This is a genomic window from Erwinia sp. MYb416, assembly GCF_037479575.1.
Classification (GTDB): Bacteria; Pseudomonadota; Gammaproteobacteria; order Enterobacterales; family Enterobacteriaceae; genus Erwinia; species Erwinia rhapontici.
On record NZ_JBBGYT010000220.1, the window covers coordinates 1 to 457 of the forward strand.

1 pseudogene is annotated in these 457 nt (G+C 57.3%); it reads left to right on the forward strand.

The features are described 5' to 3' along the window. Positions 1–457: pseudogene (locus WH277_RS02025) on the forward strand (mechanosensitive channel protein); the annotation flags it as partial.

Here is a 457-nt window from a genome sequence, read left to right on the forward strand (position 1 = left end):
CTACTGGTGCACCCGTCTGAGCTGGCTGAGCGGGCTGATTGGTTACGGCCTGCTGGTGATTGTGCCGATTGTGTCTAACCAGGTAAACGTGCAGGTCGGCGCGCTGGTGAATGTGGCCGTTATGGGGCTGATGACTGTCTGGGCGCTGTATCTGATTTTCCATAACAAGCACAATATCCAGCAGGAGCTGACGCGCCTCGCCGACCGTTCGCTGGCCTTTTTCGGGCTGTTTATCCGTGCCTTTGCGCTGATCTGGCACTGGCTGGCCAGCGCTTATTTTATCGCCCTGTTTCTGTTCTCAATGTTCAACCCTGGCGACAGCCTGAAGTTTATGATGGCAGCGACCGTTCGTTCGCTGGCCATTATCAGCATCGGTGCGCTGGTCTCCGGTATGCTGACGCGCTGGATCAGCAAAACCATTGTGCTGTCACCCGAGCTGCGCCGCGGTTACCCGGAG